At 28.3% G+C, this 16,536-nt stretch carries 2 protein-coding genes; both read right to left on the bottom strand.

Features of this window, described 5'->3' with window-relative positions; all coding sequences use genetic code 4:
• Positions 1-6: 6 nt before the first annotated feature.
• Positions 7-1,743 (bottom strand): hypothetical protein, encoded by a 1,737-nt coding sequence (locus tag VBM91_RS00010; protein WP_323188867.1) that lies wholly within the window; start codon positions 1,741-1,743, stop codon positions 7-9.
• Positions 1,744-2,084: 341 nt separating this feature from the next.
• Positions 2,085-16,313, bottom strand: coding sequence for a hypothetical protein (locus VBM91_RS00005; RefSeq protein ID WP_323188866.1), 14,229 nt, complete (start codon positions 16,311-16,313; stop codon positions 2,085-2,087).
• Positions 16,314-16,536 lie beyond the last annotated feature (223 nt).

Here is a 16,536-nt window from a genome sequence, read left to right as displayed (position 1 = left end):
TTGCATTTAATTTTGTAGCATCATCATTGTTTGAATCATTAATTTTATTTTTGAAATATTCTTTTGTGCTGGATTTAAACTATCTAAATTATCTATTTTAGCTTTTGTAATTGTTTTAAGTAGAGGGAAATCATATGGATTAATATTTTTATCCATATTTTCAGAATTAATTAAAGTTTTATATGCGTTTTTTTCTGTGTTTCCTAAAGAAGTTTGATCAATTAAATTATTAGCATTTTCTTTCATTTTGCTAAAAATTTGTTGTTCAATTTGTTCAATTTTGGCACTTTTAGCTTGTTCGTTCAAATTTGAATCTTTATAAACGTTTTTAATTTGTTCACGATAAGGATCTTTTTGTTGTTCGTTAGTTCATAAACTAAATTTATTTATAATTTCTTCTACATTTGAATCTGCTTCAATTGAATTTTTGATCTCGTCTCCAATAGTTTGCAACTCAGCATAATTATCTGCATTATCACCCAAACTATCGATTCTTTCAGTATAGTGTTTTTTTTGCTCATCAGATAATGAAGAATCTGAAAGTATTTTTTGTAATTCTGCAACTTTTTCTCTATATTTTAATAAACCTTCTAATTTATCTTCAGCAACTATATAAGTACTTAGACCTGTCGCTAACTCTTGATTAGTAGTAGTTAAATTTAATATTTCTTGTTTCTTCTTGTCTCAACCTGTACTACTAATTGTTCCATTAATAGCTGTGTTCAATTCATTTAATTTTTTTTGTAATTCTTGCAATTGAGTTGTTAATTTTTCTTTTTCACTATCAAAATCTATTTTTTCAGGCTCATCAGGTTCAAATTTATAATCAAAAGAAGCTTTTTTCCCTTGATAAGTAGCTAATTTGGTTCTAATTTCAGCAATTTTGTTATTTATTCCAATTAATCCATTATCCCCTAATAATTCCAAAGCTTTGCCATGGTTTCCACCCTTAGCTTTTTCATCAGCATTTAAGTTTTGACTATTTTTTAATCAATTCAATAATGTATTACTTAAATCCTGTGGAATATTTCTATTTAAATTATCTGGATCACTTGAATCTACAGTTGCATTTTTTAAAATAGTTACAAAATTATCATAATATGCTCGTGGAGTATTATAAACTTCTTTTTTTAATTCTGATTGAAGTTCATCTAAAATAAACTTTTCAAATTCTTGAAAAGTATTAAATCTTCCGTGATATTCACTAAGTGTTTTAAAAGTTGTTAAATCTTTTATTTTTTGATCAAATACTTCAATTGCATTTTCAGCTGCATGATCTTCATCAGTAATGGCTTCGTTAGGCATAAATCTTCATTCGAGTGAACCTCTTTTGTTTTCGTCGTAATTATCGAAATATAAATGAGGCTTATTTCAAAATCAATTTTTAATTTCTTTAATTCACTCATTTTTAGAGTTCTCATCATTAATTTGGTTAAAACTTGGTAATTGAATAAAAAAATCATAAACTGATTGCAATTCATTTTCATCAATTGCAAAATCTATTATTTTTTTTCTATTCGCTCTTGAATTTTTGTATTCAGATGGAACATGCAAATTATTTACAGTGGTAGTAGAATCAGCAAGCTTTTTTTGTGATTCGATAAAAGTTTTCAAGTCTTCAGCTGCTGTTCTTTGAAACTCATTTCAATTTTCCTGATTGGCAGCAGTAATAGCTGAAACTAAAAATAATGATGATGCTATTACTCCACCAAAAGAAAGAAAAATTTTTCTACTTTTCTTCATTTTAATAACACACCTTTCCTATATATATATATATATATATATATTATATACCTATGGAAGAAATGTGAAAAAATTAAAACTTATTTGAAAATTGCATTAATTTCAGGTATGACATTAATCCCTGTTGCATTTGTTGCTTCTTGTGAAAATTCTAAACAAAAAGAAATAAACTAGGAAACTGAAAGTGGATTGAAGTGCTAATTAGACATAATAACACCTCAATGTTGTTGAGGTGGTTTCACATTTATGAAATTTTTGGTTTTTAAAAAATACAAAAAATCAGCACTATTTTTATCTAGTACTGATTGATTTTGATTGTTTATTAATTGTTAATTAACTTCTTATTTCTTTCTACCGAATACAAAGATTAACATACCAATTAATCAAGTTACAGCTGAAACAGCTACAATGTATGGTCAGATTAAGATTGGCGATGTTTCTTTTAATTTTTTATCGATAGTTGTTTGTTTAACTACATCTTCGTTGTTATGAGAGTTAAGATTATTTAAAATTTCATCTGAATCAGCAATTGCTTTATTAATTGCATCTTGTTTAGCTTTAGTTAATTTTTCAAATTTCTTAGATTTGGTTAAATCCACTAAATCATTTTTAGCTTTAGCCAATTCTTCAGCATCAACATATAATTGAGCAATTTGATTATGTTTATTATCAAATTCTGTGCTTGTAGCATTATTATCCAAAATGTTATTGATTAATGTTGCTTTGGTTGTGTCATTAAGCACATCGCTCGCTTTAACTTGTTGAATTAATTTGTCTTTGGCTTTAATGTTATTTAATTTATTTATAAAGCTTGAATCATTAGCTAAATTGAGTGTTTCGCTAATTAATTTATCTCTGGTTTCATCAGAAATTTTATTGTCTTTAGCTTCTTGATGTAATTGATCAATTAAGTCTAATCTAGCTTTTTCATTGGCTAATTTATTAGTAAATTCTTCACTTGTTTCATCTAATTCTCTAATGTTTTGAGAAATTGAATCTTTTTGTTCTTGTGTCAAGTTTGGATTTTGTCTAACTTGATCAATTGCTTCTTGTTTCTTGTTAATGTTTTTAGCTATTTCATTGTAGTTTTGTTCAGTTGGATTGTTAGCTAAAACATCTTCAACTAATTTGGCTTTATCATTGTCACTTAAAGTTTGATCATTATTAATTTTGCTTAATTTATTTAATTGATCTTTGATGTTGTCAAAGCTTACTAAAGCATTTTCGCTATTAGCATTAATTGGGTCTAATTCAGCAATTAACGCATCTTTTTGAGCTTGTGGCAAGTCTGATTGGTTAATTTGTTCGTAAAGTTCGGCTTTTTTATCGACATTACTAATTTGATGATCAAGACTTGATTTGGTTTGATTGTTATCTAAGTCAATAATTTCATCAATTAGATTTGCTTTATTTTCTTTAGTTAACTCATCATTTGCTTTAATTTGTTCAATTGCTTTAACTTTAGCTGAAATATTATCTGCTTCAGTAGCAAAATTATCTGAATCTTTTGCTAAGTTATGAACTTGATCAATTAAAGCTTCTTTATTATTTTCATCTAAATTGGTGTTTTGTTTAATTTGGTCAATTAAATTCAATTTAGATTCAATGTTGTTTAATTTATCAGTTAATTTACTGTTATCATGAGGCACATTAATTACTTCATTTACTAATTTGCTTTTGTCTTCATCGCTAATGTGTTCATTAGTTTGAATTTTTTCAATTAGTTTAGCTTTTTGATCAATTTTAGCGATTTGATCAGCCAAATCAGATTCTTTATTGTCTAAGTTAGCAACTTCATCAATTAATTGTGCTTTTTGATCATCAGTTAAGTTAGGATTGCTTCTGATTTCTTTAATTTTATTTTCTTTAAGTTCTTCATTAGCTAATTGATCAGCAAATGTTTTATCTCTAGGGTCTAATTGACTGATATTATCACTTAATTTTGCTTTATCTTCAGTGTTTAATTGAGAGTCATCAGTAGCGTTAATTCTTTCATAAGCTTTTTCTTTAGCTTTAATGTTGTTTAATGTATCACCATATGAATTTTTGTTAACTTCGCTGTTTAATTTATCATCAACATTAGCTTTTTCAATATCGTCTATTAAATCTGCTTTTTGTTCAGGTGTTAAATTAGCATTGTTTTTAACATTATTAATTAAGTCTGTTTTATTAACGATTTTATCTAAATTGTCTTTGAAGTTTTGAACTTCATCAGCATTATCTGAATTAGAAGGAATAGCTAAGTCTTTAACTCGATCTATTAAAGCTTGTTTTTCAGCAGGAGTTAAGTTGTTATTTTCATTAACTTTTTCAATCGCTTTTTGTTTAGCATATTCAAAGTTCTTATCACCGTCAAGAGCATTTTTTGCATCAATTAATGCTTTTTCTAATTCTAATACTTTAGCAACGTCTTCATTTGAACCTTGTTTACTGATTAATTCATCAACTTTGGTTTTAGCTTCATCGTAGTTCGCTTTTGGTTCTTGAGAAGCTGCGACATATTTAGGATTGTCTGGTTGAGTTAATTCATCATTAATTGCCTTAGCTGTTTCTTTTAATTGACCCATAGCATTGTTCAATGTTTGAGCCTTATCAACCACTTTATCAACATTAGCTAACAATTTAGCTTTATCAACTTCTTCAATTAAAGCTGTTTTTTGAGCGTCATTAAGATGTTCAAGACTATTAATTAAGTTTCTTGCTTCAGCTTTTTTGTTATTGATTTTTTCATCACCGTCAAGGTTTTGAGCGGCAACATTTAATTTTTCAATTAATGAATCTATGTTGTCAATACTTAATTCAACGCTTCCATTTTCTTTATCAGCTAAATTGCTTGCATTATTAAACGCTTTATCAAATTCACGCATTTTTGCTTCAGTTGCATTTTTGTAATCAACACTATTAGGTGTGTCTTGATTGTCAGCAACCGCTTGTTTAAGATCAACCATTTTTTCATCTAATGCTTCTGCTTCTTCAGTTACAGCTCTAACATCTTCAGGAGTTGTAGCCTTATCAACTTTAGCAATTAAAGCTGATTTTTGAGCATCATTAATGTTATCTAAAGCATTAATTTTAGCAATTTCTTCAGCTCTAACTGTTTTAATGTGTTCTTTACCATTTAAGTTATTAATTGCTTCATGAACCGCATTGATTTTTTCTTGAATCTTGTTATTGCTTAAGATGTTTTTTGTGTTATCACTTGGTTCGTTTAAAGCTGTTTTATAGTCTTTTAAGGCTTGAATAGCACCATCATATGCTTTTCTTAAATCTTCTTCTGAACCTGTGTAATTAATATCACTTTTAATCTTAGTTTCGTTGCTTAAGTATTGACCAAGTGTAGCCATTGTACCATTAACCAAGGCATTATTAGCATCGACAGAATTTACATCGGCAACTGAATTTTGCTCATTAATTTTAGCAATGGCTTCATCTTTTTGTTGAGCAGTTAAGTTAGTGTAAATTGGGTTTTCACCATTAATTTTAGCAATAGCATTTTCTTTAGCTTGAGCAACTTTTTCATCACCATTTAAGCCATTAATTGCGTTATTAAGTTCAACAATTTTAGCATCAATTTGCTCGACACTTAAATTAGTTCCATTATCACCTAAATCTTCAGTTCTAATTGCTACTTGATTATTGTATTTAACTTGACGATCTTCGTCAGCTTCAACATAATCAACACTTGTTTTGTCAACTTCAGCAATATCTTTGTAAGCCTTCATTTTGCCATCAATTTCTTTAGCTTTTTTGACAATATTATTAGCTTCACTTGCTAGGTTATTTTTGACTTGCTCAGTTAAGGATGATTTTTGAGCTGGATTTAAGTTAGTTAAATTATTAATTGTTTTAATAGCTTGGACTTTAACTGCTTCATCAGCTTTGGCTTGATCTAAAAGATTTTTAACATTAATGGCAAAATCTTCATTTGTTTTATCTAATGTGGTGGCTTCAATTTTAGCAATATATGTATCTTTTTCAGCTTTAGTTAAATTATCTAGTTTAGCTAATTCGTCTTTGGCATTGGTTTGTGCATATTTAAGAGCCTTGTCATAAACAGCTTGTGTTTCTTCTTGTGTTGGAACTTTTGGTAATTTTTCAATTTCGGCTATTAATAAGCCTTTTTGGTTTTCATTTAAACTTGGGAAATGATTAATAATGTCATTTCTTAATGCTTCTCTATTTCCATCAAGTGCTTCATCAGCAACTTTTAAAGCTTCTTTGTTTTGGTTTGCTTCACCAGCTAAATTATTTAATGAATCAGCAGTTGCATTACTTAAATCTTTAGCTTTTAATTCTGCTAATTTAGCTTTAGCATTTTCTAAGGCTTGATCAACAGCTTCTTTTCTATCTTGTGCATCATTAGTATAAATACTTGTTGCAACTTTAGTTTCTGTAGAAGTAATTTGTTTTTCTAAGTCGTCAAGAGCTAAGTTTAATTTTTGAGCTTTTTCTAAGATTTTTTGTGCAGCTTCTTCATCAGTAGCATTATTTAATAAGTCTTTAATCTTATCTTTTTGATCATCTGATAAATTGTCAAGTTTATCAACTGCTTTAGCTTTTTTGTTTTTGTTTTCTTCACCATTAAGTGCGTTGTAAGCTTTTTCTAATTCTTTTAATGCTTCATCAATTGTTGTTTTATCTGTGTTTTGGTTTAATAATTCTTTAATTTTTGCCAATTTAGCATCATAATTAGCTTTAACATCAGAAGAAGCAAATTGATAGTTGTCTAAAGTTTTTTCTACTGAATAAGCATCATCATTTAATTCTAAATCAGCTTTTTCAGTTAATGTTTGCAATTCTTCTAAAACTTTATCTTTAGCATTTTTCATAGAAGCTTCTAATTCATTTGCTTTAGTTTTAAGTGCTTCAGCTTCGCTTGAAGCTGCTGCTTTAACTTCTTGAACTAAGGCTTCTTTTTGATCATCATTTAGATTATCCAAACCATTGATATGCTCAATTGCAGCTTGTTTAGCATTATTTTGAGCTTTAGCTTCGTTTAAGATAGCACTAATATTTGAATCAGGTTGATTGCTTGCACCTTTTTGAGCGTCATTAATTTGTTGTTTGAATGCAGCTTTTTCCTCATTAGTTAAGTTAGTTAATGCATCAATTTGATTTTGTGCATTTTCTTTAGCTTTATTTAAAGAATCGTTCAATATTGCATTTGCAGCTTCTTCATCTCAATTATTTTTATCAAGTTGATTAATTCTATCTAAATAATCTTGTTTATTATCTAATAATTCAGAAGCATAAGCGTTAATTTCATTTCTTAATGCTTCTCTTTTACCGTCTAAATTAGTAATAGCAGTATTTAATGATTCTTTTTGGTTTTTAACTTCAGTGGTTTTAGCGGTTATTTTATCATTGCCATTTGTTGCTAAATCAAATGATTCTAAGTCTTTTAATAATTTTTCAGTTGCAGCAATTTGATTGTCTAAAGATTTTTTATTTGCTGTTGTATCGTTAAGATAAACAGGTTGTTCTTTAGTATTTTTAGCTTCATTAAGTTTAGTTTTTAAATCACTAATTGCTTGATCTAATTGTTTAGCTTTTTCAATAATTTGATTTGCTGTTTCTTGATCAGATGCATTGTCAATTTTTTCTTTCAACTGTTCTTTTTGTTTAAGAGTTAAGTTATTTAATTTTTTAATAGCACTCTTTTGTTCTTTGGCTTTTTCATTACCATTTAATGCTTCATAAGCAGTTACAAGAGCAGCTTTGGCATTATCAATTTCTGTTTTTGAAACATTGTCTTTAACAATTAAATCATTTAAAGCTTGTAATTTTTCATCATATGTTGCTTTTAATGATGAATCAGCTAATCTATACTTGTCAGCAACTTTATTTGCTGATTTAGCTGTTTCATAGGTTAATTGGTTGTTATTAGCTAAAACTTTAATTTGATTTGTCACTGCTTCTTTAGCTTGTTTAATTGCTTCGTTTAATTCATTCGCTGTGTTTTGAATTGTTGATGCTTGTGAAACAGGTGTAGCTTTAATTTGCTTAGTAAATTCTGCTTTTTGTTCAGCTGTTAAATCACTTAAGTTTTCAATGGCACTAATTGCATTAGCTTTAGTTTGTTGAAGATCATCAGCTTTAAGAACAATATCGTTAACATTTGCATCAAATTTATGGTCGGCTGTTTCATCAAGCGCAGCATTTTTAACTTTTTCTAATAAATCATTGATTTCAGTATCTGAAAGATTACCGTAATTTGTTTTATTAATTTTGTTAGTTGCAATTTCTTTACTTTTATCTAAACCTTCTTTAAGTAAAGCAGCTTTTTGTTCAGTTGTTGGTTGCTTATCTAATTGAGCAACTTTATCTTGAAGTTTTTTAACATCTTCTTGTTCTAACAATGCTCAATTATTAAGGTCTTCTTTGAATTTGTTTCTATAACCATCTAAGGCAACAATTGCATCATTTAAGGTTGACGTTTGAGTGTTAATTTCGCCGGTTTTTTCAGCAATTTGATCTTTGTTTAAATTACTTAAATCAGCTGTTTCGTAGCTTTTTAAGGCTTTTTTAACAGTCTTAATAGCTTCGTCAAATTTGGCTTTATTTTCAGCTGTATCGTTTATGTATTCAGAATCATTTTTCTTAGATTCAGCTTCAGTTATTTTAGCTTTAAGATCAGCTATAGCTTTATCTAAGTTCTTAGCAACTTCAATAATTTTGTTTGCTTCTTCTTGATTCGTAGAACTATCAATTTTATCTTTTAAAGCTTGTTTTTGATCAGGAGTTAAATTATCTAAATCATCAATTACGTCTTTTTTATCTTTAGCTTTACTTTCACCATTAAGAGCATCATAAGCAGAAATTAATTCACCTTTAGCATTATCAATTTCAGTTTTTGAAACATTGTCTTTAGTAATTAAATTATTTAAAGCTTGTAATTTTTCATCATAAGTTTGTTTTAAAGCAGTATCTGCTAATCTATACTTGTCAGCAACTTTATTTGCTGATTTAGCTGTTTCATAGGTCAATTGGCCATCTTTTGCTAATTTTTGAATTTGTTCTTTCACAACGTTTTTAGCTTCTAAAATGGCAGTATTTAAAGTTGTAGCAGTTTCTTGAACTGTTGAAGCTTGTGATGTTGGCAATGATTTAACTTGATTTTCAAATGCGACTTTTTGGTTTTGTGTTAAATCACTTAAACCATTAATTGCGTTAATAGCTGCTTGTTTATTTTGATTTAATTGTTCAGCTTCTTTAATTACAGCTTTAACAGCAGCGTCATATTTGTGACCTTGAGTTTCATCAAGTGATGCGCTATTAACTTTTCTTAATAATTCAGTAATTTCTTCACTTGAAAGATTTGCATAATTATTCTTATTAATTTTGTTTGACGCTTTGGTTTTACTTAAACTTAATCCTTCTTGAAGAATGCTTGATTTTTCTTCCTGTGTTGGTTGTTTCTGTAATTTATCAACTTTGTTTTGTAAAGCTGTAATTTCACTAGCGTCTAATAATTCTCAATTATTAAAGTCTTCTTTGAATTTGTTTCTATAACCATCTAAGGCACCAATTGCATCATTTAAGGTTGATGTTTGAGTGTTAATTTCACCAGCTTTTTCAGTAATTTGATCTTTGGTTAAATTACTTAAATCAACTGTTTCATAGGTGTCTAAGGCACTTTTAGCATCTTGAATTGCTTGATTAAATTTGCCTTGGTTAGCTGTTGTATCAGCTGTATATTCAATTTTATCTTTTTTATCTTCAGCTTCAGCTATTTTAGCTTTTAGATCAGCTATAGCTTTATCTAAGTTTTTAGCTGCTTCAACAATTGCATTAGCTTCATCAACTGTAGTGGCATTATCTATTTTGTCTTTTAAAGCTTTCTTTTGATCTTCGCTAAGATTACTTAAATTGTTAATTGCTTGTTTTTGTTCGTTTGATTTTAAGTGACCATCTAAAGCAGCAAAAGCACTTTCTAAGGTTGATTTAGCAGAATTAATTTGTTCCTTAGTTGCTGTAGTAGAAACTACTAATTCATATATTTTGCCCATCGCATTATCAAAATCTTGTTTTGCTTTATCGCTTGACAATCTATATTTATCAGCTGTTTTTTTAGCTGTTTTAGCTTGTTCAAATGTTAAATCAGGAGAAGCTAATTCATGAATTTCATCTACAACTACTTTTTGAGCATCTCGAATAGCATCATTAATACCTTTAGCTTCTTCTAATATGTTGTTTGCTTGATCAGATGTATTGTCTTTAACTTTTTTAACAAATACTTGTTTTTGATCTGATGTTAAGAAATTCAACTTATTAATTTCGTTAATAGCATTTTGTTTAGTATCATTTTGCGTTTTAGCGTTATCTAAGACTGCTTTTACAGCTGAATCATATTTATGATCAGCGGTTTTATCAAGTTTCGCAGAATCAACAGCTTCATTTAATTTGGTTAATTCAGCAGTTGATAAATTAGGATAATTATCAACGTTTAAATCACTTTTTGCTTTTTGTTTACTTAAACTTAAACCTTCGCCTAATATTCTTTCTTTTGTTTCTTCAGAAGGTTGTTTTTCACTAATGCCATCAACTTTTGTTTGAAGTTCTTTGATTTGAGTTTCTGTTAATAGTTCTCAGTTTTTAAGTGATTTTTTAAGTTCGTTTTTGTAACCATCTAATTTATTGATTTCAGAATCTAAAGTAGATATATCTGAATTTATTGCCACGCTTTGAGCATTTAATTCGCTTGCTCCTAAATTAGCTAAATCTTTTGTTTTATATCCATTTAATGCTGTTTTAGCATCAGCAATTGCTTGATCAAAAGTAGCTTGTTTATCTTTAGTATCTTTAGTGTAAATACCATCAGTTTTTTTGGTTTCTGCTTCAGCTATTTTAGCTTCTAAAGCAGCTATTTTTCCATCTAAGGTTTGGGTTTTATCAACAATGTCTTTTAAGTCTGTTAAATTGGCACTATTAGCCATTTGTGTTTTAATAGCATTCTTTTGTTCTTGACTTAGCTTATTTAATTTGTGAATTTCAGCATTTTGAGTATCAAGATTGGTTTGACCGTTAAGTGCATTATATGAAGCAATTAAATCAGTTTTCGCGTTATTAATGTTATTAACAGATGCATTATCAAGATTGATTTCATTTATTAAATTAGTTGATTTTTGATTGTAATCTTGTTTTTTATCATTATCAGCAAATTTATAAATTGCAGCTGTTTTGTTAGCGTTTTGAACATCTTCATAGGTTAGTGCGCTATTTTCGCTTAGTACTTTGGCTTCATCTAAAATGACTGTCTTAGCATCGGCAATTGCTTGATTTAATTGTCCGGCTTGTAATTTTATAGCATTAGCGTTCGCACTATCTTGTTGTTTGATGTTTTCGATAAATGAATTCTTTTGATTTTGAGTTAAGTTGCTTAACTTGTTGATTGCATCAATTGCATCTTTTTTAATTTTTTGCTTTTCTGTTGCAGTATTTAATACACTAGTTAAGTTTTCGTCAAAATGTTTACCTGCTGTTGTGTTAATTGATTGTAAATCAACTTGTTCTTTTAAGTCGTTTTTCTCAGTAGTTGTTAATAAGTTATAAGAATCGATTTTACCTTTTACTTCACTTTTACTTTCATTGAATGCTTCATCTAACAATTGACTTCATTGTTCATCAGTTGGTTTATTAGGGTATGTTGGAAATTCATTTTCAATTTTATCTTTGTAATTTTCAACATTAGTTAAATAAAGTCAATTGTCAATAGCTTTTTTAAGTTTATTTCTATAACCATCTAGGTTAGAAACAGCCGATTCTAATTCTTTGATTTTTGTTTCAATTTTAGCTTTAGATTCACTAGAAAAATTAGCTTCGTTCTCTTTGGTTATGCGAGTATTTTTTAAGCCTGTTAAGAAATCTTCAGCAGCTTTAATAGCGGCATCAAAGTTTTTTTGTCTTTCTTCTGTATCTTCTGAATAAAGTTCATCGCTTTTTGCACGTTTTGTTTCAGCAATTTTATCCACTAATTTTTGATATGCATTATTTAATGATATTGTGATATTTGTATATGCGTTGGCATCATTGAAGTTTTGAGAATTTACAATTAATGTTTTGTAGTCATTCTTTTGTGCTTCTGATAAATTAGTTTGACTATCAACTGTTTTAAAGAATTTTTGTTTGTTAGCTTCACCATTTAATTCATTATATGTATTAGTTAAGTTTTGAATGATTGTATTAATTGTTGCTAAATCTTTGTTTTCACCTGATGTTTTATTTAAAAGGTTTTGAGCTTTTAATAAAGCATCGTTATAGTTTTTATTTTTATCAGTATCAGCTAAGGTATAGTTAATAGCTGTTTTCGCACTATTATCCTGATCATCTGTAATGTTTTGATTATTAGTTAACACTTTAAGTTGTTCTAACACTTTGTCATGTAATTCACTCATAGCATCATCTAATTCGCTTGCATCATTAAATAATAATTGCGCATCATCAAAAACAGTCTTTTCACGCATCTTGTTAATGATATCTTCTGCTTGATTATTATTTAGATTAGTATAAGTTGTTTTAACTGTATTAGAAAGATCATGAATTTTTACTTTTGTTGCTAATTCGTCTAAACTTTGAATAGTTTGAGTTGATTCATTAGTTTTGTTTCTAAATTCTGTTTTTTCTTTTCCATTTAAGTTCTTGCTATCATTAATTAATTGTAATACTTCGCGTCTTTTCTTTTCAAGTTTGGTTAAGAAACCATTAACTGTAAGACTATTTTGTTCAGTTGATCGAACATCTTTTAAGCCTTTAACAGTTGATGTAAGAGCATAATTAATTGTTAAAGTACCATTATCATCATTTTTAGTAATGTCAATAATTTTTACTTTTGCATTTTGATTATTTATATCAGCAAAAGTTATTTCATCATCTTCAACTTCTGAAGGCAATCTATTTGCTTGGTTATTGATTGAATTATTTGTAACGGTTAAAGTATTCTTTTTAATGTTAGTAACTACATCATTTAATCTATCTACTTCAGTTTTGAAATTATTTACTGTTGCCTTTCTTTGGCTAGTTTCAAGACCATTAATTCTTTTTGATCTGATTACATAATCAAATGTTAATGTTCCTGTTTTATCATTAACTACAAATGATTTGTCTTTAAGAACAATTTCTTCAGTTTGGTCATTAATATCATTTACATTAATATATTGAGCAAAATTTTCTTTAGTAATTTCACGAGCTAATACTGATTTAGGTGTTTTAAGAGCAAATGTGACACTTAAAGCATGAATTCTCTGTTTTTCTTGAGCCCTATCAGCAGCAAAGCCTGTTATTCAATTAGAAGTAGTTACGTCACTTTGAATAGTAGTGCTATATAATTTCTTGGTTGACTTAACAACATAAGTTAATTTAGCACTACCGCTATCAGTTAATTGTTCAGTTTGTGCAATAGATTTAATTTCAACAGTCGCGTCAGTTAATGATTCTACTAAATAGAATTTGCCTAATTGCGCATCTTTAACTAAAGTATTAGATTTAGTTTGACTATTTGCTTGATCATAACCAAATTTATTTTCAGTTGTTGCTAAAGATTTAGCAATAGCATTGATTCTATCTTGTTCTTTGGCTAATTCTAAAGTTTTAGTAAAATCACTGTCATTTTTATACACTACATTTAATTTATTTGTAGCTGAATTTGTATCAATTAATTTGTCGATTTCGCCTTCAAAACTTTGTTTTTGGGCATCTGATAAGTTTTGTAAATCATTAATTTTAGTTTTTACAACATTAGCAGATTCTTTGTAAACGGTATTAGAAATTTGTAATAAATAATTATTGATATCATTTTGATATGGTTTAAGCAACACAAACTCTTGATTTGAGTTAGTAGCAAAATTATGACGATTGCCAAATTGGTTTCCACCAACTTTTATTTTGCTTATTTTTCCAAATCAGTCTTTTAAATTGGTATCTTCGTTAGCAACATCATAATATTTTTTAGTATCGATGTAGTTATATTGTTTAAATTCTTCAGCTAATTTACCACCGTTACCAAAAATATTGTCTAATGAAGAAACTAAGTTTTTAAATCCTATTAAATAATTTTGTTTTAAATTAGCATTCAATAAATTAGTTTCTGAAGCAAATACATTATTTGCCTTATTATTTTCTTGATCTGAACCAATTAATTGATCCATCAATTTAGTTCAAGCAGGTTCATTTACATTAACAAATTGTTCTCTAGCATTTTGTCCGTTTCAAACAAAAGAATCATTTGTTGGATTTTTATCGGTTAATGAGTTACCACCTGTAAATAAATCAGTAATTTTAATTGTGTTTAGTTCTTGATTAAATGTTTTAGTTTTTGTGTAAATATCATTAGCTAAAATTACAGCTTTTTCAAGTTTTTGAACTTCACCTAAGTAATCATATTTTCAATTGTTTCTTCAAGCATTTGCTAATGTTGTACTTGATTGGCCTTGATCGTCTTTAACTTGAATATTCACAAAATTATTTAATGCTTTTGTTTTAATATTTTTAATAAAAGTCTTTATTTGTTGTTTGTTGTATTCTGAATTAGCAATAACTGCGTAGTTGTTAATTTTGTCTTCTAAAGCTTTTAAGTTTTCTAAACCATTTGGAGCGCCTAAGTTTACTCTATTTCAATTTGCTAGTGTTAATTCAAGGCTTCTATAGTTAACAGTTGTTGGAGCATTTGATCTATCAAATAATTTTTCACTTCGATTAAAATCATCGCTCTTGTAAGTAGCATATTGTCAATAAGAAAATTTGCTAGAATCAATATTATTTTTGTAATCAGAAGTTGAAAATAAATAATCTAACTTTTTAGTTCCTTCATAACCATCAACAGTTAATTCATCATCACTTGAAGCATAATTAACTGTTTCGAAGAACTTTTCTTCAATTTGTTTTTGTAAGTCATTATATGTCTTAACATAAGCAATTCATTCATTAAGATTTCTCTTACCTGTTCCACCTGGCAAATTATAATCTTGATCTACTTGCTTTTCTAGTTCTGTCGTTAAATGCGATTTTTGAAGACTCGTTAGTCATTTAGCTTTTTCAATTTCAATTTTTACTTTTCTATAGTCTGAATAATCTCAAGTAACACTTCTTTCCATGTAACCAGAAGTTGTTGAAGGAACAAATTCCGGACTGAAAACTGCTTTTCAATTTTTCTTATCTTCAGGATTGTCTAATGTCACTTCAAGAGAAATATTACGATTTGATCAACCAGAACCAGTCAAAATTGCGCTGTTTTTAGTATTAAATGATCTTTTTGAAGCTAATGGTGTATCAGCTTTGAATAAATTTGATCTGTCAATAACTACTTGACCAGCATCTTTGTTATCTGTTCTAAACAATTTGAAAGTTGATTGAGGAATTATGTCAGCGTCTTGAACATATTCATTATTAGCCATACTTTCTCTTGTAATGTATTTAAGATTAGTACTTTGCGTTCTTTGACTATGTCTAATTAAACCACTTGCTCAGAATTTATCCCCTCATCATCCTTTTTCTCTAATAGTTGTACCTAAACCTAAAAATGATTGTCCACCACTATTAAAATCACTTGAAACAGTTCCGTCAAAATAAATATTAGGTTTAAGTTCAAATTCAACTTCTAAGAAATATTTTAAATATTCTCCACCTTTGTCTGTGAACATAAATAATGCAGCTCCACCATCATTGGTAATTGGACCTCATCCACTATTATTTGCTGAACCTTGAGTCGCGTTTGAACCTTGACTGTTTTTATCGTATCAGGTAACTGAACCTTCTCAATCTAAAAATTTATGTCCAATACCGTATTCACTTTTGTTTGCATATCTGTTATGAACTAAAGGGAGGTTAAATGAATTGTTTTTTCTATCGTATTGTGAAAGAAAGCTATTTGGGATTTGTTGATAATTTTGTACATAGTGAGATTCTCTTAATGTGGGTCTATCTGTTGGTAGTGACTTACTTGAACTTCGATATGTACCAGACATGTATGGGTTAATATTCGCATTGTCTGTAACATACGTTTCGTGAATATTTCTACTTACTCTATCGTAAATTACGTCTGGGTTATCTATGCTTCTTAAACTGATTGTAACAGTACCAGTTAGAACCATATCTCTAGAAAAGTAAATTGCTGATGAAAAATAATTACCATTTTTAGACTCGTTTCATTGATTGAATCTGGCAATGAATCTTTTTGAAGTTTTATTTGATTGAACATCAGCGCGTTTTCATCATGAGTTCACATCAGAACTATTGTTTGAATCTTTTACACTTCAACCAAAAGGTAATGCTGTCATGTCGCCACGGTCATCAAGCTCATATAAAGCAACATCGCTATCAAGACTATTTAAATCAGTATTTGTTCCAGGATATTTATTACCATCTCAGTCTGATTTCAATGACATACGATATTTACTTGTTCAGAAATTGTTGTCATTATATTTGTTATCATCTATATAATCATTAATCTGTTGAAAAGCAGGCTCGTTAGAAATATCTAGTGATGTGTTTCCAGAAATTGGTAAAAGTGCCAAAGCAGAAGTTACTGGCAAACCTAAACCAAGAGCCAATTTCATAAGTTTTTTCTTGCTATTCATAAAAAATACTCCTTAAAATTAGATTTTTCATTAGTATTTAAAACAAAAAGTAATTTCTAAATTACCATTAGACATTAAATATTTAGTTTAATTATTAAAATTTTTATTATTTTACATTAAAAAAAAAAAAAAAACTAGCATAAGAAAAGTAGACAGAAAAATAAAAAACCTGAGTTTCCAAGTTAAAAGAGGCTAAAAAACGAAAACACCTATAAATAAGGCG

The sequence above is a fragment of the Mycoplasma sp. 2248 genome (genome assembly GCF_034863245.1).
Lineage (GTDB): Bacteria > Bacillota_I > Bacilli_A > Mycoplasmatales > Metamycoplasmataceae > Mycoplasmopsis.
This window is presented reverse-complemented; position numbering and strand designations above follow the sequence as displayed.